We start from the raw sequence: 17,231 nt of genomic DNA on the forward strand, positions 1-17,231 counted from the left end.
CAACTCATCCGAGCCAGAGCGGCAGCAGATGAACGCTACCCAGTGGGCCGAGCAGCACCACGCCTACCAGGAGTAGATAAAAAACGCGCGGACACGCGACGCCGAGCCCGGCGAAACGGCCCTCAAGCACTTGTGTGGTTACGACCGTCAACGCCAGGATGGCAATCAGCCCCAGCCAGCGCGCGTAATCGATGCCGAAAAAGAACAGCGGTATAACGGCCAGTGGCGACACGACAAAAACATCGGGCCGGCGGCCATGGGCGAACGATATCCCGATCAAAGCGGCGACGATGCCCAGAACCAGGCCGCCGATCGCCAGGAGTTCGGGGGTGCCGAATAACCCGTGCCCCAAGCGACCGATGACATATTCCGGGTTATCCATCCCGCTGCGGAGCCACACATTGAGCGCATTGTGGTTCGGATCACCCAGGCGGCTACCCAGACTTTGAACGAGCGATGAGCGGCCTGCTTCATAGCGACCCGCAAACGCAATAGCGCTCAGCGTTGCCAGTGCGGCAACCAACGGCCAGAACAGAACGCGCGCGCTCGTCGACGATGGCACTGCGCGGTATCGAACCCAGGCATACGCCAGCACCGGTGCCAGGCCATAGAACAGATAGGCCTCGTGAATCAGCAGCCCAGTGGCACTGATCAAGGCCAACGCGAGACCGTGGCCTCGGTAGACCAGGCACAGGCTCAACGCGAGTAGCAACAGGTTGAGCTGATCCAGGCGCGCGAAATCGTAGCCGAAATTAAGAAACGTAAAGGGCGCGGCGATCCAGAGCACGGCCAGCAGCCAGCATTGATCACGTGGCAGGCGCGCGCGCAGGGCATGGAGCAGCCAGACAACGACCAGTGCGAGCGCGACAACTAAGGCCCAGCCGAAACCGATGATTGCAACCGTGCGCCAGGCATCGGGAACGACCTGAAAAACAGTACCCACAAGCGCACGCCGCACGAAACCGTGATCGAGATAGTTGATTTCAAAGTGCAGCGCGTTGAACGTGCTGAACCCGATCGCCGAGGCCGATTGCGTCGTTTGCACTGCAAACCCAGCAGCCACCAGGGCGAGCATCGCGCCCAGCGCGACGCCGCCACCTGACCACCCACGGGTGCGCCTCGCCTCGCGATTACGCCGCTCGAGAGCCCGGGCGGTGTCCGCCTCGCTCAGGCGGCGCCCCCCAGACTGGTCGGCTGGGGCGTGGCCAGGCGCGCCATATCGCGTACTGCAACCGTGAGATGCGCATGACCGGGCTGATCGATCGCCTTGAGTTCATCCATACGCGCTACGATGAACGAGAGCGTGCGCTCGTGTCGGACGCGCCATTCTGCCAGCGGGTCGTCGCCGGCCACGTCCAAGACCTGCGCCACGATCTGTTGGTGAATACGATAGCTGTCGCCGCGCAGGCTGGTCCGGGCAAGCGCGGCCCAGCGCCCATCCGCAGGCAGGGCATGAATCGCGCCCTGCAGCCAGTCCACCGACAGTACATCGCCGACGGCGAAATAAAGTGCAGCGACCGACTCGATATCGTGCCCGCGCTCATCGGCAAGTGATACGACATCCATGATGCCGCCGCCCGCATTGGCGCTGGCGATCTGACAGGCAAAAGCCTCGTCGAGCCCGGCTTCAACCCAGGCGGCACGGTCGGCCTGCCAGCGCTCGGCATAGCCGCCAACCAAATAATCCGGAAGATGCGCCAGCAACAGCCGTGCATCCCGCTGATAGCGTTCGACCAACGACGACAGATCGCCTTGAATACCCGGCGTGCCCAGCCACCAGCTCATCGCATGCTTGAGCAGACCGATCACGATCTTGTGCAGTTCGTACTGGTGCGCCGTGGCCAGACGATTGTCGAGCGACTCGATTTCGGTAAACAGCGCTTCGCCGCCCAGCCATGCATCGGTCAAGACGTAGGCGCGCACGGCAGAATCCATGCGTGCACCGAAGCCGGCCGGCAGCCGATGGGCGGTGGCGATACCCAGGCGGTCCACCATCTGATTGGTGATCAGCGTGGTGATCAGCTCGCGTTTGAGGCGATGGTCGAGTACCGCCTCGGGGAACTGCTCGACCATTGCGCGCGGAAAGCCCGCCTCGAGCAGGTGGGCAAACCACGGGTCGTCGGGCAGGTCGCCCGCCAGCACGCTGTCGGCCAGTGCGATCTTGCTATAGGAAATGAGCACCGCCAGTTCCGGGCGTGTAAGCCCTTGTCGATTGCGCGCGCGCTCTTCAATGGTTTCGTCATCGGGCAGGCGTTCCAGACGACGGTCGAGGCGGCCTTCGCGTTCGAGCGCGCGCATGAAGCTGACCTGTTCATCGAAACGCGTGAGCCCTTCGGCTTCCATGAGGCTAATTTGCTGAGTCTGCAGATAATTGGTCGCCAGCACGAGATCGATCACGTCCGGCGTCATCGATGCCAGCAGCGTATTGCGATCCTCACGCGTGAGCGTGCCGGCTGCCTCGACCGTGCCGAGCGCGATCTTGATATTGACCTCGAGGTCGGATGAATCGACACCGCCCGAGTTGTCGATGGCGTCGGTGTTCAGCCGGCCACCGGCCAGGGCATATTCGATACGCCCGGCCTGGGTCAGACCGAGATTGCCGCCCTCGCCGACCGCGGCACAGCGCAGATCGCGGCCGTTCACGCGCAGTCCGTCGTTCGCCCGATCGCCGACCTTGGCATGGGATTCGGTTCTTGCCTTTACATACGTGCCGATACCGCCGTTCCAGAGCAGATCCACCGGCGCCTTGAGAATACGGTTGATCAGTTCCAGCGGGCTCAGACGCGCAGCCTGGATATCGAGTGCGGTCCGTGCTTCGTCGGACAGCTCGATCGTCTTTGCGCTGCGATCGAATACGCCGCCGCCGGACGAAATCAGCGTGCTGTCGTAGTCGCTCCACGCCGAACGCGGCAGCTCGAACAACCGCTTGCGCTCAGCAAAACTCACCGCCGGATCCGGGTTCGGATCGATGAAGATATGCATATGGTTGAAGGCGGCAACCAATTTGATCTGCTCCGAGAGCAGCATGCCGTTGCCAAACACGTCGCCGCCCATATCGCCGATCCCGACGACGGTAAACGGCTCGCTCTGGATATCGCGCCCCATTTCACGGAAATGGCGCTTCACGCCTTCCCAGGCGCCACGCGCGGTAATACCCATGGCCTTGTGATCGTAGCCGGCCGAGCCGCCCGAGGCAAAGGCATCGTCGAGCCAGAAACCGTAGGCCTGCGACAGGCCGTTGGCGATATCGGAGAACGTGGCCGTGCCCTTGTCGGCAGCCACCACCAGATACGGGTCGTCGCCGTCACGACGTACCACATCATGCGGCGGCTCGATGGCCGAACCGACGCGGTTGTCGGTGATATCCAGCAGCCCGCGGATGAATATCTTGTAGCAGGCAATACCACGGGCCTGGCGCATCTCGCGCGATTCATCGGCCGGCGCGTTCTTGACCACGAAGCCGCCCTTGGCGCCGACCGGCACGATCACCGCGTTCTTGACCATCTGGGCTTTCATCAAGCCCAGTACTTCGGTGCGGAAATCCTCGCGTCGGTCGGACCAGCGCAGCCCGCCGCGGGCGACCTTGCCGCCACGCAGATGCACGCCTTCGACCTCGGGCGCATAGACGAAGGTTTCGAACATCGGCAGCGGCCGGGGCAGTTCCGGCATCGCCGCGGGATCGAGCTTGATGCTCACATAAGGCTTGAACGCACCCTCGTCGTCGCGCTGGTAGTAGTTGGTGCGCAGGGTCGCCTGTACCACGCCGTAGAACGCACGCAGGACGCGATCCGCATCGAGACTGGCGACCTCGTCGAGCAGTGCGTCGATCTCGTGCTGTTGTGTCGTGTCGTCGGCAACGCCGCTCTCGGGGTCGAAACGTCCTTCAAACAGCCGCACGAAGCGTTCCACGAGTTCGGCATGGCCGGCGAGCTGTTCCTGAATATAGTCCGGCGAAAACGGCAGCTCGGTCTGCAGCAGATAGCGCGTGATCGTGCGCACCAGCACGACCTGTCGCGGTGAAAAACCAGCGCTTACGATCAGGCGATTGAGGCCGTCGTTTTCAGCCGCGCCCGACATCACTGCAGCAAAGGCCTCGGCCACGTTGGCGCCACAGCCGTTTTCGATCAGCGCTTGCGCATCCGGATGATCGGCTTCGTATTCATGGATCCATTGCGGATCCTGGCCCGCGCGCTCGACGCGATAAGGGCGTTGCGTATGCACCGACAGGCCGAAATTCTCGAGAATCGGCATGGTCGCCGACAACGGCGTTTCTTCGCCGCTGCCATACAGCTTGAGCTGAACGGTTTCCGAAGCCACGCCAACAACACGCAGCGCTGGCGATGCACCCAGATCCACCGTCGACAGCAACGTCGCATCGTCTACCGCGGTCTGTGCCGAGAAACGATCACGGTAGGCGCTATCGAAGGCCCGCGCATAGGCCGGCATGATCAGCCCCTGCGCTTCGGCCACGGCCGCGAAACGATCCGGCCAGGCGCGCGTGGCAGCGATCAGGGTCTGTTCGAGCGTACGTGCATCGGGCGTATCGACCGCCTCGGCTTCGATCGCGATCTGATAATGGATACGCACCAGCGCGCCGCGCAAGAACTGCGCGTCCGACTCCTGCGCACGTCCGTGCAGGCTACGTTCGAGCTCGGCCTGAATCTGTTCGCGCAGGCGCAGCGTGTAGCGCTCGCGCGGCACATACACCAGGCAGGAATGAAACCGGGCATAACGGTCGCGGCGGACGAACAGCCGCAGCCGCTCGGTTTCGCGCATGCCGAGCACGCCCATGACGGTGTTGTAGAGCTCGTCTTCGGAGGACTGGAACAACTCGTCGCGCGGGAAGGTTTCGAGGATATAGCGCAGGCTCTTGGCACTGTGCGAGCGCGGACGCAGCGCCGCACGCGCGGCCACATCGCGCACTTTCTGGCGCAACAGCGGGATCTGGCGCGGGCTCATGGCATAGGCATCGCCCGAGAACAGCCCCAGAAAACGGTGGGCGCCGATCACGTTGCCCATGTCGTCCATACGCTTGATGGCGATTACGTCCATGGTTTCGGCGTGGTGAATCCACGAGCGCCGATTGGCCTTGGCAACCACGAGTATTCGCGGCGACTGGCTGTACTTGTCCAATGCGGCGGCCGGGGCGACATAGCCGTCCGGGTCGATATCGTCACGATCCTCGCGTAACAGCCCCAGGCTGGTGCCCGGCATGTCGACCATCATGTCGGCATCGTCTTCGCCGATGTGGATCTCGCGCTGGCGATAACCAAGCAACGTGAAGTGATCGTCGGCCAGCCAGCGCAGGAACGCCTGTGTCTGCTCACATTCGTCGATATCCATTCCGCTGGGTACGGTATCGAGCTCGGCCACGACTTTCTGTAACTGGCGCCGCATGGCCTGCCAGTCGCCCACCACACGCGCCAGATCCGAGAGATTGCGACGCACGCGCTCAATGAGTGCTTCCCGGTCGAGCCCGGCGGGTGCGGCAAACTCAAGGCGCAGCAACGATTCCTCGTCGCCGTGCTCGGCGCTGTCGGAGGCACTGCGAATATCGGTGGGCTTGCCTGCCGCGTCTCGGCTGACACGCAGGATGGGATGCATCATCCAGTCGATGTCGGCCCCGGCTTCGCGCACCGCCATACTGACGGTGTCGACGATGAAGCTCATGTCGTCGGCCAGCACCAGCAGCGCCGTATCGCAAGGGCCTTCACTGCCATCGAGATCACGAGTGTGAACCGCAAGCTCTGCGCTATGCCGCGGCTTGCACAACAATTCGAACTGGTCGCACACCGCGGCATAAAGTGCGTCGACCGAACGCGCGGCGAGTGCATCGAGTGTTATGCCCTCGAACCAGGCATCCACAAACCGCAATAACAGGTCGCGTTGCTCGGCCGGCTCGAAACTGCTCGCTCTTGCCCGCACATCTGCAACTATCGTGGCTATCGTGCTCATCACCCGCCGCCTGGCCAAATGCGTTATCGATGCCGCCACCCTAGACCGGGGCATGCGACATTAACAAGCACCGTAACGGGAGTAGCCACGGCCGCATTACACAGCGCAGCATGACCGGCAATAATCAACGGCGTCGGTTAATACCTCGGCACGCGGGTGCCGATGCGATATTAGCGGGTATCGGCCTGGTTATCCGGGTCGGCGGCCTGGAACGCAGCCAGCGTCATGCAGGCACGATAGACGCGGCGAATGGTCGGATAGTCGCTGAGGTTCACGTCGTAGCGCGCCGCCATGGACACCTGCGGTACCAGACACACATCGGCCAGGCTCGGCTTGTCGGTGAAACAGTAGCTTTGCTCGTCGTGCTCACGGGCATGGTTGGCGAGGATGGATTCCATCGGCGCGAAAGCCTTGTGGATCCAGTGCTCGAACCATTCACGACGTTTTTCGTAGGGCACATTCATGCCGTCGCGCAGATAGCGCAACACGCGCAGGTTGTTCAACGGATGGGTATCCGCGATCGCGATCTGGGCAAACGAGCGGATTCGCGCCCGTTCGGCGATATCCCCATGCAGCAGAGGCCGTTCAGGATAGCGCTCTTCTAGATATTCTAGAATGGCAGACGACTGGGAAATGACCAGATCATCTTCCGCCCAGAGTGCGGGGATGAGCCCCTGCGGATTGACGTTGAGATAACTCAACCGATCGCCGCGGGCATGATCCATGTCGGTGAATATCGACTTATAGGACACGCCCTTGTAGTTGAGCGCGATGCGTACACGATGCGCGGACACACTGCGATGGTGCGTGAACAGTTGAAGCATGCCGATTCCGGACGTTGAGCGTCTTGATAGGTCACGATTCTAGCAAACAGGAATCGCCAAACCGCGCTCTTTCATCAACTCATGTACAACCGGGCCGCCTCATGAGCCACGAAATCGACAACACGGGCGTCAGTCGCCGCGAACTCGAGCGCAATGTGCTGCTCGTGACGTATGTTCTATACGGGCTCGGCTTCTTTTCCGGGATCACCGCGATTGCCGGCGTCATTATCAATCACGTGAAGATGAACGATTGTCGCGATCGCATCGCCTATAGCCACCACCGCTGGCTGATGCGCACCTTCTGGTTCACGGTGCTGTGGTCATTGGTTTGTCTAGTGCTCACGCCCGTGATGATCGGCTTTCTGGGTTACGCGATTCTGTGGATATGGGGCGTCTATCGCTTTATTCGCGGCGTGCTCGCCTTTGCAGAACATCGCGCCATGCCGGGCATGGCGCCGTGAACACGGCGCCTGTCGAACAAAGCGGCGGGGTAACGGCAGGCTATATCGCGGCCGGCGCCATTGTGGCCGCACTCTGGCTAGGGGTGGGCATCCTGCTGATTCCAGTCATGGCGGTCATCGCCTTGCTGCACTGGTGGGCTGCCGCCGGACAGAGCGCGCTCGTCGCCTCGCATCACCGCTGGCTCGGGCGCCACCATGCGATATCGGCAACGGCTTTGGTGCTCGTGCTTGTAGCCCCGCTCGCCGCCCTGCCAACCCTTTTAACCAGTGCGATGACCGTGCTCAACACGCTGGCGTATGCGCCGAATCCTGTGGAGACGCTGGCTGTGGCCTGGCCCGAACTGGGCATCGGCACGCTCATGCTGGCCGTATTCGTGGCGACCGCGGGCTGGATACTGGTCACGCTCTGGCTGAGCATACGTCTCGTGCGTCGGTGGCTGCGCTGGGCCGATCGACGCCCGGCATAGGGTCTGTTTGGCCTAAGGCCCGATCACCTGCAAGGCCGTGGCTGCCGCGGCAGCACGCGTCTCCACACCGAGCTTCGGAAAGATGTGCTCGAGATGCTTGTTCACAGTGCGCGGTTTCATATCGAGAATTTCGCCGATATCGCGATTGGTCTTGCCGCGCGATACCCATAGCAGCACCTCGGCCTGGCGCGGCGTCAACTCGAAGCGCTCGACGAAATCGTTGATGGAGGCTTCATCGTCGAACTCCACGAGTGTCAGTATCCAGCCGTCAGCCCCCGCCGGCCCGGCCAGGCGAATTGAAAGCCGCGCCTGACCCTGAGCGATTTCGTAAGGCCGTGATGACGGTTCGGCCTGGCGCATCCAGCGCACCAGGGCGCCGGGTAATACGCCGGGCTGATCGCCATCGAGATAACGTTCAAGATAAGCCGCCGCGCGCGAGCTGTGCCAGCGTACCTGGCCGTCGCTGTCGGCGATGATGGCGGCACGCCCGCCCGCATTGACCACCATGTCGGCACGACGCTGTGCCTGGGCGCGCTTGAGATGCGCTTCCACGCGTACGCAGACCTCGTCCGGCTTCACCGGCTTGGTGACATAGTCCGCGCCGCCGGCGCGGAAACCTTTGACGATATGTTCGCTTTCGGTCAAACCGGTCATGAAGATAACCGGCACACCGGCAAGCGAGGCATCGGCACTCATGCGCAGACAGACTTCGAAGCCGTCCATGCCCGGCATGCGCGCATCAAGCAGCACCAGATCCGGCGTGATCATACGTGCTCGTTCGAGTGCAGATCGCCCGTCGACCGCGACGATCACGGTATAGCCTTCGTTGCCCAGAACCTCGGACAACAACGCCAGCGTTTCCGGCTGGTCGTCGACGACGAGCACCACCCCGCGAACGAGCGGCGCGGTTTCTGCCATTGATCGATCCCGGTTGTCGTAGGCCAAGTTCATGCCCTTTCTCCCTGGTCAGGCGCCGCGGATGCCGCAGTCAATAGCCGGCGCAGGCGATCGAACTCGAAGCGGCGGGCCGCATCACGCAATTCGTTCAGCTGGCCTGCCTGCGCCGGGTGCGCGCGTTCGATATCGTCGATGACCGCCTCGACACCGGCCATGACGCCGGTCTCGAGCGCGGCCGACAGGCGTTGAACAAGTCGTTGCGGTAGCTCGTCCAGTAGCGGCGACGCCGTATCGACCGTTCCGGTCGGCTCGGCAGGCGCGGTCGTTTGTCCCTCGTGCGTCCATTCCAGATGCAATAACGTTGCCAGCGTTGTCTGCAGCCGGGGGATATCGACCGGTTTGGGCAGAAACGCATCACAGCCGGCGGCTTCGCTACGGGCCACGTCCTCGCCGTAGGCATTGGCGGATACCACCAGAATCGGTGCCTCGCTCAACCTGCGAGCGCGCATCATGCGCGCGGTCTCGAAGCCGTCCATGCCCGGCATCGCAACGTCCATGATGATGGCATCGGTACGTTCGGTCGCCAGCCAGTGCAGCGCGCTGGGGCCATCGCTGCATTCGTCGATCGTGAAACCCAGCGGTTCGAGAAAATCGCGCAGGATCGCGCGCTGATCAGCCAGATCGTCCACCAGCAATATATGGCGTCGCGGCCCGCTGTAGCCGGCGACCGTCTGGGCGGCGTCGCGACCTGCGGCTGCGTCGCCCTTTTTGCGCCGTGCCAGAAACAGTCGCAGCGTGAAATGGGTGCCGCCACCCTCGGCGCCCTTGACCGCGAGCTCGCCGCCCATGAACTGGGTCAGCAACTGACAGATGGTCAGGCCCAGGCCGGTGCCGCTGGTCAGGCCACTCAGGTCGGCGTCGAGCCGTTCGAAGGGCAGGAAAATCTGTTCAAGCTTGTCTTCGGCGATACCGGGGCCGGTATCGATGACCTCGAATGTGGCGACTTCCCATGCATAGCCGATACGCAGACGCACCAGACCGGTGCGTGTAAAGCGAATGGCGTTGCCCACCAGGTTGATCAGAATCTGACGCAGCCGCTGTTCGTCGCCCCGCACGACTTCTGGAATACGGCCGACGCGTTCGATACGGAAATCCAGTCCCTTGGCATAGGCCTGCGGCGCGAACATCGCATCGATCTGATCCAGCAGGGCCGTCGTATGAATCTCGCCGATATTGAGATTGATACGGCCGGCCTCGATACGCGCGATATCCAGCAACCCGTCAACGAGTGCCAGCAGGTGCTCACCGCTGCGTTGAATCGTGGCCAGCTTGGCCGACTGTGCCTCATCCAGGCGCGTATCCCGCTGCAACAGCTGGGTATAGCCGAGTACGTTGTTGAGCGGCGTACGCAGCTCGTGACTCAGACCGGATACATAACGACTCTTGGCACGATTGGCGGCTTCGGCCTCGGAAGACGCTTTCTGCAGCTTGGCATCGGTTTCCTTATGGGCCCGAATTTCGCGCATCAGCAACTGCGTCTGGCGTGAGGTCTCCTGCTGGGCCACCGTGCGTGCTTCGCGCGTGAGCACCAGCCACCAGGCCAGCACCCCGGTGAGCGCTGTCATCAACAAGAAGGTACGAATGAATATCTCGAACAACAGACCGGTATCCGCGGCCGACACCAGTGGTGCGACCTGGGCATATACCGCCACCAGCGCGCCGAACAGCACCACGCTGAGCAGGCACAGCACCGCGCCGTATCGCATCAGCCGCGTATATAAATGCGGCAGGACCGACCTGGGCAATGCCCGACGTACCACCGCCGCGGCCTGTGCAGACGCCGTAGCCTGTGGCCGACACAGGTCGCCACAACGCATGTCCAGACTGCAGCACAGCGAGCAGATCGTGCCGCGATACGCCGGGCACAGGGCCATATCGTCCACTTCGAAATGGTTGCCACACAGCACACAGCGCGACTGGGCGCTACCGTCCGGCGCCAGCTGTGCCGGGCTGGCCGGCGTTCGGGCCAGATAGAAGCGCCCACGCGTGAGCCAGGCGATCAGAGGCGCAGCCAGAAACGCGCCGCCCAGTGCCAGCAACGGCGCGGCCGCCCGTGCCGCGTGGCCGAACAGGCCGGTATAGGCCGCCAGCGACAGCACGCTTGCGATGGCGAGCGCGCCGATGCCCACGGGGTTGATGTCGTATAGATGGGCACGCTTGAATTCGATGCCCTTGGGCGACAGCCCCAGCGGTTTGTTGATGACCAGATCGGCCGCCAGCGCGCCGATCCAGGCGGCCGCCACGTTCGCATAAAGTCCAAGCACCCGCTCGATCGCCGAAAACACCCCGACCTCGAGCAAAATCAGCGCGATCAGCACGTTGAACACCAGCCACACCACCCGCCCCGGATGGCTGCGCGTGACCCGGGCAAAGAAGTTCGACCAGGCCAGCGACCCCGCATAGGCATTGGTGACGTTGATCTTGACCTGCGACACGACCACGAAAGCAACGGTGGTGGCCAGCACGACCCCGGGCGAGTCGAACACATAGCCGAAGGCAACCTGATACATATGGGTCGGCTCGGTTGCCTGGCCGAACGGTAACTGATGCTGCATGGCCAGAAACGCCAGCAGTGCCCCGCCGAACATCTTCAGCCCGCCGAACAGCACCCAGCCCGGGCCGGCGGCGAGTACGGCCAGCCACCAGCGAACACGGTTCGCGCGCTTTTTCTCGGGCAGAAAACGCAGGTAATCGACCTGCTCGCCGATCTGGCCGATCAGCGCCAGTGCGACCCCACAGGCAGCGCCAAACGCGCCCCAGCTGAAACTGCCGTCATGCTGGCGGCCCACGAAACCGACGAAATCGGTAAACGTCTCGGGCCGTTTGAGCGCCACACAGATATAGGGCAACACGAGCAGCACCAGCCAGATCGGCTGGGTGAACCACTGCAGGCGATTGATGGCAGTAATACCGAAGGTCACCAGCGGAATCACCGCCAGCGCGCTGATCAGATACGCCACCGGCAGCGAGACCCCGAAATACATCGAGATCGCCTGGCCCATGATCGCGGCTTCCAATGCAAAGAAAAGGAACGTGAAGCTCGCATAGATCAACGACGTGAACGTGGAACCGAGATAGCCAAAGCCCGCGCCACGGGTGAGCAGGTCGATATCCACGCCGTAGCGGGCCGCGTAATAACTGATCGGCAGACCCACCAGGAAGATGGCGGTGCATACCGCGCCTATCGCCCAGGCGGCATTGGTGAAGCCGTAGCTCATCATCAACACCGCACCGATCGCCTCCAGCGCGAGAAACGAAATGCCGCCCAGCGCGGTATTGGCGATACGCAGTTCCGACCACTTGCGAAAGGTACGCGCGGTAAAGCGCAGGGCGTAGTCCTCGAGCGTTTCGTCGCCGACCCAGCGGTTGTAGGCGCGGCGAATCTTGACGATGCGTTGGGGGCCGTTGTCCATGAAGCGAGTCGGTCGGAAGCAGGCGGGTATGCAGCCCGGATGGTAATGACTCGCCCTTGCAGGAAACGCGCCAGCGCCTACGTCAAATGACGTATGCCGGTGCGTTGATCGGCGTATGGGCGGCTTCGATGAGACACGCCAGTCTGGATAGCGAGCGAGGCAACCGGCACGGGCCCACTGCTTTGCAGGGCTGCTAGCGCACCCGTTTCGTTATCCAAAGGGAGACCATCGATGAATTTGCTTACCCCGGGGCGACGCCCCTTGAGCCGATCGTGGCTTGCCGGCCTCGCGGCCGTGACACTGGGCGCCTCTGCCCTGTTCGGCCCGGCCCATGCCGCCGCACCTGCCACCGACGAAGTCATGACCACGGGTCTGGCGGTAACCGACGATACCGTCAACGTCGGCATTCTGCATTCGCTGACCGGCACCATGGCGATCAGCGAAACCGGCTCGATCCAGGCCGAAAAACTCGCCATCAAGCAGATCAACGAACAGGGCGGCATTCTCGGCCGTCAGATCGAGTACACCGTGGAGGACGGTGCGAGCGATTGGCCGACCTTCGCCGAAAAAGCCCGCAAGCTGCTTCAGGGCGACAAGGTCGCCACCGTATTCGGCTGCTGGACCTCGGCATCGCGCAAGGCCGTACTGCCGGTGTTCGAGCAGAACAACGGCCTGCTCTACTACCCGACGTTCTATGAAGGGCTGGAACAGTCCAAGAACGTGTTCTATACCGGCCAGGAAGCGACCCAGCAGATTCTTGCAGCCCTGAACTGGGCGAATGAAGAACTCGGCGCCAAGAGCTTTTATCTGGTTGGCTCCGACTATATCTGGCCGCGTACCTCGATGAAGATCGCGCGTACCCATATCGAGAAGCATCTCGGTGGCCGTGTGGTCGGCGAAGACTACTATCCGCTGGGCAACACGCAGTTCGGTTCGCTGATCAACAAGATCAAACTCAAGCGTCCGGACCTGGTGTTCGCAGCCGTAGTCGGCGGCTCCAACGTGGCCTGGTTCAAGCAGCTCAAGGCCGCCGGCATGACCGCCAAACGCCAGCCCATGCTCACCATTTCCGTCACCGAGGACGAAGTGCTGGGTATCGGCAAGCAGAACGTCGAAGGCTTCTATTCGTCGATGAAGTATTTCCAGAGCCTCGACATTCCGTCGAACAAGGAATTCGTGGAAGCGTTCAAGGCCGAGTATGGCGATGATGCCGTCATCGGTGACGTGACCGAATCCGCTTACCTGGGCCCGTGGCTGTGGAAGCGTGCGGTCGAGAAGGCCGGCAGCTTCGATGTCGACAAGGTGGTCGCTGCCTCCGACAACATGGAATGGAAGGAAGGCATGCCGCACGGCTATACCAAGGTCGATCCCAACCACCACCTGTGGATGCGCACCCGTATCGGCCAGTGGCAGAACGACGGTCAGGCCAAAGTGGTCTGGGAATCCGACGTGATCGAGCCGAACCCGTTCCCGGAAGGCTACTAAGCCGACCCTTAACCGCTAAGCGAAATATGCGATTGCCGGGGCCGTACGGTCCCGGCAATCGTCAAGGGAGCAGACCATGGGCGACTTCACCGCACAGGAATTGACCGCGATCTTCGTGATGCAGGGCTTTTCGGGCCTGAGCCTGTTCTGCGTCTTTCTTCTCATGGCCCTGGGGCTGGCGATCATCTTCGGCCAGATGGGCGTAATCAACATGGCCCACGGCGAATTCCTAACCCTGGGCGCCTATATCACCTATCTCGTGTCGTATCAGGCATCGGAATGGGGCGCGACTGCCCTCACCTGGTACTTCCCGGTCGCGATCGTCGCGGCTTTCGCGGGCACGTTCGCGCTCGGCTATCTGGTCGAGCGGTTCATGATCCGCTATCTCTACAACCGGCCCCTGGACACGCTGCTGGCGACCTGGGGTCTCGGCCTGATTCTTCAGCAGGTCTATCGCTCGACCTTCGGCCCGCGCGAAAAGACCGTGACCATGCCGGACTGGCTGCTGGGCTCCTACCGCGCCACCGACATGATCGATATTCCGCTCAACGGGCTGTTCATTCTCGTGATCACGCTCGTACTCACCGTCGCCCTGTTCGCGCTGCTGTATCGCTCGCGCTGGGGCATCAAGGTGCGCGCCACCACCCAGAACCGCAGCATGGCCAACGCCGCCGGCATCAATACCGACCGCGTCGATCGCCTGACCTTCGCGCTGGGCTGCGGCATCGCCGGCGTGGCCGGGGCCGCCTTCACCACCATCGCCTCCACCGGGCCGACCACCGGCTCGCTGTATATCGTCGATACCTTCCTGGTGGTCGTGTTCGGCGGCGCGGCCAGTCTGCTGGGCACCGTGGTTTCGGCATTCGGCATCGCCCAGTCTCAGTCGATCCTGTCGTTCTTCTGGTCGGGTTCGATGGCCAAGGTCTTCACCCTGCTTACCGTGGTCGTGACCCTCATGCTGCGTCCGCAGGGCCTGTTCGCCAGCAAGGTGCGCCGCTAGGCGGCCCGGGAGAGTCATCGTGCAACGTCTCATCAAGGCATTCGGCGGTACATCGGCATTGATCCAGATTGCGGTGATCGCCGCGATACTGATGGTGCTGCTGCCCGCCACCACCGAAATCTTTCGTCTGAATCTGTTCGGCAAGTATCTGACCTATGCCTTCGTGGCCGTCGGTCTGGTGCTGTGCTGGGGCTATGGCGGCATTCTGAGTCTCGGCCAGGGCGTGTTCTTCGGCCTCGGCGGCTACTGCATGGCCATGTTTCTCAAGCTCGAGGCCTCCACCCCCGAAGCCACCAAGATCCAGACCACGCCGGGCATTCCCGACTTCATGGACTGGAACCAGCTCACCGAGCTGCCCTGGTTCTGGGAACCCTTCCACAGCTTCACATTTACCGTTTTCGCGGTGATCGCCGTACCGGCCTTCTTTGCCTGGCTGATCGGCTATGCCATGTTCAAACGCCGCGTGGGCGGCGTGTACTTCGCCATCATCACCCAGGCAATCGCGGTGATCCTGACCATTCTCATCGTCGGTCAGCAGGGCTATACCGGCGGTATCAACGGCATCACCGACCTGCGCACGCTGCTCGGCTGGGACATCCGTACCGACGGCGCCAAGTACATCCTCTACTACGCCTGCTGTATTGCCCTGCTGCTGTGCCTGCTGGTGGGCAATTTCATCATCAACAGCCGCTTCGGGCGCCTGCTCATCGCCATGCGCGATCAGGAAGACCGGGTACGCTTTTCCGGCTACGACGTGGCCAACATGAAGGTGTTCGTGTTCGTCATGGCCTCCGTATTCGCAGCGATTGGCGGCGCGTTTTTCACCCTGCAGGTGGGTTTCATGTCCCCGACCTTCATCGGCGCGGTCGCCTCTATCGAGATGGTGGTGTTCTGTGCGGTGGGCGGGCGCCTGTCGATCGTCGGTGCGGCCTGCGGCGCGTTCATCGTCAGCTGGGCCAAGACCTCGCTATCCGACAGCTTCCCGCAGATCTGGCCGGTGGTCATGGGGGCGTTGTTCATCGGCGTGGTCATGTTCTTTCCGCGCGGACTGGCCGGTCTCGTGTCGGACTATGGCTCGAAGCTCATGCCCGGCCGTAGATCTCAATCCAAACCATCGACCGACAAGCCGGACACGGCCAGCCGGACCTCTTCCAACGCGACCCCGCAGGAGCAAGCCTGATGAGCAACGCCATGATTCTCGAGGTCGAGGACCTCGGCGTGTCCTTCGACGGCTTCAAGGCCATCGATGCACTGAACTTCTATGTCGAACGCAACGAACTGCGGGTGGTCATCGGCCCGAATGGGGCCGGCAAGACCACCCTGCTCGATCTGATCTGCGGCAAGACCCGTGCAACCACCGGCAAGATCAAGTTCAAGAACAAGGACCTGACCAAGCTCTCGGAACATCAGATCGTGCATGCCGGCGTGGGCCGCAAGTTCCAGACGCCATCGATCTACGAAAACCTGACGGTGCGCCAGAACCTGGAGCTATCCTCGCCCGGCGGCCGCACGGTGCTCTCCAGTCTGTTCTTCCGGCGCACACCCAAGCTCGTCGCCCGTATTCAGGAAATTGCCGAGACCATCTATCTGGTCGACGAACTCGATATGAGCGCGGGCCTGCTCAGCCACGGCCAGAAGCAGTGGCTGGAAATCGGCATGTTGCTCATCCAGGACCCGGAGCTGCTCATGCTCGACGAGCCGGTGGCCGGCATGAGCGTGCCCGAGCGCGAGGCGACTGCCGCCCTGCTCAACCGCATCAAGGAAAACCGTGCCGTGATCGTGATCGAGCACGACATGGATTTCGTCAAGGACATCGGTCGCAAGGTCACCGTACTGCATCAGGGCAAGATCCTCGCCGAGGGCCCGATGGAGAAGGTGCAGTCCGATGAGCGCGTCATCGAAGTCTATCTAGGCCACTGAGGAAACCATCATGCTCAGCACTCAGGATCTACGCGTCAGCTATGGCATGAGCGAGGTCATCCACGGTATTTCCTTTACCGTCGGCGAAACCGAAACCGTGGCCATCATGGGCCGCAACGGCATGGGCAAGACCACGCTGTTCAAATCGCTTATCGGCATCATGCCGGCCCAAGGCACCATTCGTATCGGCGCGGAAGACGTCGGCAAGCGCCAAGCCTATGAACGCGTCAAACGCGGGCTGGCCTATGTGCCCCAGGGCCGGCTCGTATTCGGCACGCTCACCGTCGAGGAGAACATCGCCGCCGGCCTGGAAGCCACCGGCCGGCGCAAGATTCCCGGCGATATCTACGACCTGTTCCCCGTCCTGCGCGATATGCGCCGACGCAAGGCCGGCAATCTCTCCGGCGGCCAGCAACAACAGCTGGCCATCGCCCGGGCGCTGGCCGCCGACCCCAAGGTGCTGTTGCTCGACGAACCGACCGAAGGCATCCAGCCATCGATCATCAAGGATCTGGCCAAGACGCTCAACGAGATCAAACGCACGCGCCAGATCAGCATCGTGGTGTCCGAACAGGTGTTGAGCTTTGCCACCGCGATCGCCGACCGGATGCTTGTACTCGACAAGGGCAAGATTGCCCACGAGGCCGCCGGTGATGAGATCGACGCCAAGCAGATCAGCCGCTACCTGACTGTTTGACCCCCGTTTGTACCGGACGGCTTTACGTCATCCGACGTATTGCCGCTACCGC

At 62.3% G+C, this 17,231-nt stretch carries 12 protein-coding genes; 7 read left to right on the forward strand and 5 right to left on the reverse strand.

The window, feature by feature from the left end:
* Positions 1–4: 4 nt before the first annotated feature.
* The 3 genes from SSPSH_RS00500 to maiA all read right to left on the reverse strand — a co-directional run bounded on the left by SSPSH_RS00500 (position 5) and on the right by maiA (position 6,779).
* The gene (locus SSPSH_RS00500) at positions 5–1,045 is read right to left on the reverse strand and encodes a hypothetical protein (protein ID WP_152522697.1); all 1,041 of its coding nucleotides are present in this window, start codon (positions 1,043–1,045) and stop codon (positions 5–7) included.
* Between the two features lie 122 nt (positions 1,046–1,167).
* Positions 1,168–5,955, reverse strand: coding sequence for an NAD-glutamate dehydrogenase (locus SSPSH_RS00505; protein ID WP_006913320.1), 4,788 nt, complete (start codon positions 5,953–5,955; stop codon positions 1,168–1,170).
* 170 nt (positions 5,956–6,125) lie between these two features.
* Positions 6,126–6,779: a maleylacetoacetate isomerase gene (gene maiA / locus SSPSH_RS00510; protein ID WP_006913319.1), complete on the reverse strand. Its 654-nt coding sequence runs from the start codon at positions 6,777–6,779 to the stop codon at positions 6,126–6,128.
* Positions 6,780–6,880: 101 nt separating this feature from the next.
* Between maiA and SSPSH_RS00515 the strand changes: the two genes are divergently transcribed.
* Together SSPSH_RS00515 and SSPSH_RS00520 are read left to right on the forward strand one after the other, a co-directional pair.
* On the forward strand, positions 6,881–7,240 hold the full coding sequence (locus tag SSPSH_RS00515; RefSeq protein WP_006913318.1) for a DUF4870 family protein: 360 nt from the start codon (positions 6,881–6,883) through the stop codon (positions 7,238–7,240).
* Positions 7,237–7,707 carry a hypothetical protein gene (locus SSPSH_RS00520; RefSeq protein ID WP_006913317.1) on the forward strand — a complete coding sequence of 157 codons (471 nt, stop codon included), beginning with the start codon at positions 7,237–7,239 and terminating at the stop codon, positions 7,705–7,707. The genes SSPSH_RS00515 and SSPSH_RS00520 overlap by 4 nt, the downstream gene beginning before the upstream one ends.
* Before the next feature lie 12 nt (positions 7,708–7,719).
* Here SSPSH_RS00520 and SSPSH_RS00525 read toward each other — a convergent pair whose 3' ends face one another.
* Together SSPSH_RS00525 and SSPSH_RS00530 are read right to left on the reverse strand one after the other, a co-directional pair.
* Positions 7,720–8,658, reverse strand: coding sequence for a response regulator transcription factor (locus SSPSH_RS00525; RefSeq protein ID WP_006913316.1), 939 nt, complete (start codon positions 8,656–8,658; stop codon positions 7,720–7,722).
* Positions 8,655–12,077, reverse strand: coding sequence for an ATP-binding protein (locus SSPSH_RS00530; RefSeq protein ID WP_006913315.1), 3,423 nt, complete (start codon positions 12,075–12,077; stop codon positions 8,655–8,657). Before SSPSH_RS00530 ends, SSPSH_RS00525 begins: the two co-directional genes overlap by 4 nt.
* 231 nt (positions 12,078–12,308) lie before the next feature.
* Here SSPSH_RS00530 and urtA point away from each other — a divergent pair, with 231 nt between their 5' ends.
* From urtA to urtE, 5 genes are all read left to right on the forward strand, one after another.
* Positions 12,309–13,562, forward strand: a complete 1,254-nt coding sequence (urtA, locus tag SSPSH_RS00535) for an urea ABC transporter substrate-binding protein (RefSeq protein WP_006913314.1) — start codon at positions 12,309–12,311, stop codon at positions 13,560–13,562.
* 76 nt (positions 13,563–13,638) lie between these two features.
* Complete coding sequence (gene urtB, locus SSPSH_RS00540; RefSeq protein ID WP_006913313.1) at positions 13,639–14,562, forward strand: urea ABC transporter permease subunit UrtB; 924 nt, start codon at positions 13,639–13,641, stop codon at positions 14,560–14,562.
* A gap of 16 nt (positions 14,563–14,578) precedes the next feature.
* On the forward strand, positions 14,579–15,742 hold the full coding sequence (urtC, locus tag SSPSH_RS00545) for an urea ABC transporter permease subunit UrtC (RefSeq protein WP_051339705.1): 1,164 nt from the start codon (positions 14,579–14,581) through the stop codon (positions 15,740–15,742).
* Positions 15,742–16,482, forward strand: coding sequence for an urea ABC transporter ATP-binding protein UrtD (urtD, locus tag SSPSH_RS00550; protein WP_006913311.1), 741 nt, complete (start codon positions 15,742–15,744; stop codon positions 16,480–16,482). Before urtC ends, urtD begins: the two co-directional genes overlap by 1 nt.
* Positions 16,483–16,492: 10 nt before the next feature.
* Positions 16,493–17,179: an urea ABC transporter ATP-binding subunit UrtE gene (gene urtE, locus SSPSH_RS00555; RefSeq protein ID WP_006913310.1), complete on the forward strand. Its 687-nt coding sequence runs from the start codon at positions 16,493–16,495 to the stop codon at positions 17,177–17,179.
* The last annotated feature ends 52 nt before the right edge of the window (positions 17,180–17,231 follow it).

This window comes from Salinisphaera shabanensis E1L3A, assembly GCF_000215955.2.
Lineage (GTDB): Bacteria > Pseudomonadota > Gammaproteobacteria > Nevskiales > Salinisphaeraceae > Salinisphaera > Salinisphaera shabanensis.

What these genes read in the sequence shown, in the direction of transcription:
- SSPSH_RS00505 (WP_006913320.1), bottom strand. Translation starts at nt 5,955, where the DNA reads ATGAGCACGATAGCCACGATAGTTGCAGATGTGCGGGCAAGAGCGAGC.
- maiA (WP_006913319.1), bottom strand. Translation starts at nt 6,779, where the DNA reads ATGCTTCAACTGTTCACGCACCATCGCAGTGTGTCCGCGCATCGTGTA.
- SSPSH_RS00515 (WP_006913318.1), top strand. Translation starts at nt 6,881, where the DNA reads ATGAGCCACGAAATCGACAACACGGGCGTCAGTCGCCGCGAACTCGAG.
- SSPSH_RS00525 (WP_006913316.1), bottom strand. Translation starts at nt 8,658, where the DNA reads ATGAACTTGGCCTACGACAACCGGGATCGATCAATGGCAGAAACCGCG.
- SSPSH_RS00530 (WP_006913315.1), bottom strand. Translation starts at nt 12,077, where the DNA reads ATGGACAACGGCCCCCAACGCATCGTCAAGATTCGCCGCGCCTACAAC.
- urtA (WP_006913314.1), top strand. Translation starts at nt 12,309, where the DNA reads ATGAATTTGCTTACCCCGGGGCGACGCCCCTTGAGCCGATCGTGGCTT.
- urtB (WP_006913313.1), top strand. Translation starts at nt 13,639, where the DNA reads ATGGGCGACTTCACCGCACAGGAATTGACCGCGATCTTCGTGATGCAG.
- urtD (WP_006913311.1), top strand. Translation starts at nt 15,742, where the DNA reads ATGAGCAACGCCATGATTCTCGAGGTCGAGGACCTCGGCGTGTCCTTC.
- urtE (WP_006913310.1), top strand. Translation starts at nt 16,493, where the DNA reads ATGCTCAGCACTCAGGATCTACGCGTCAGCTATGGCATGAGCGAGGTC.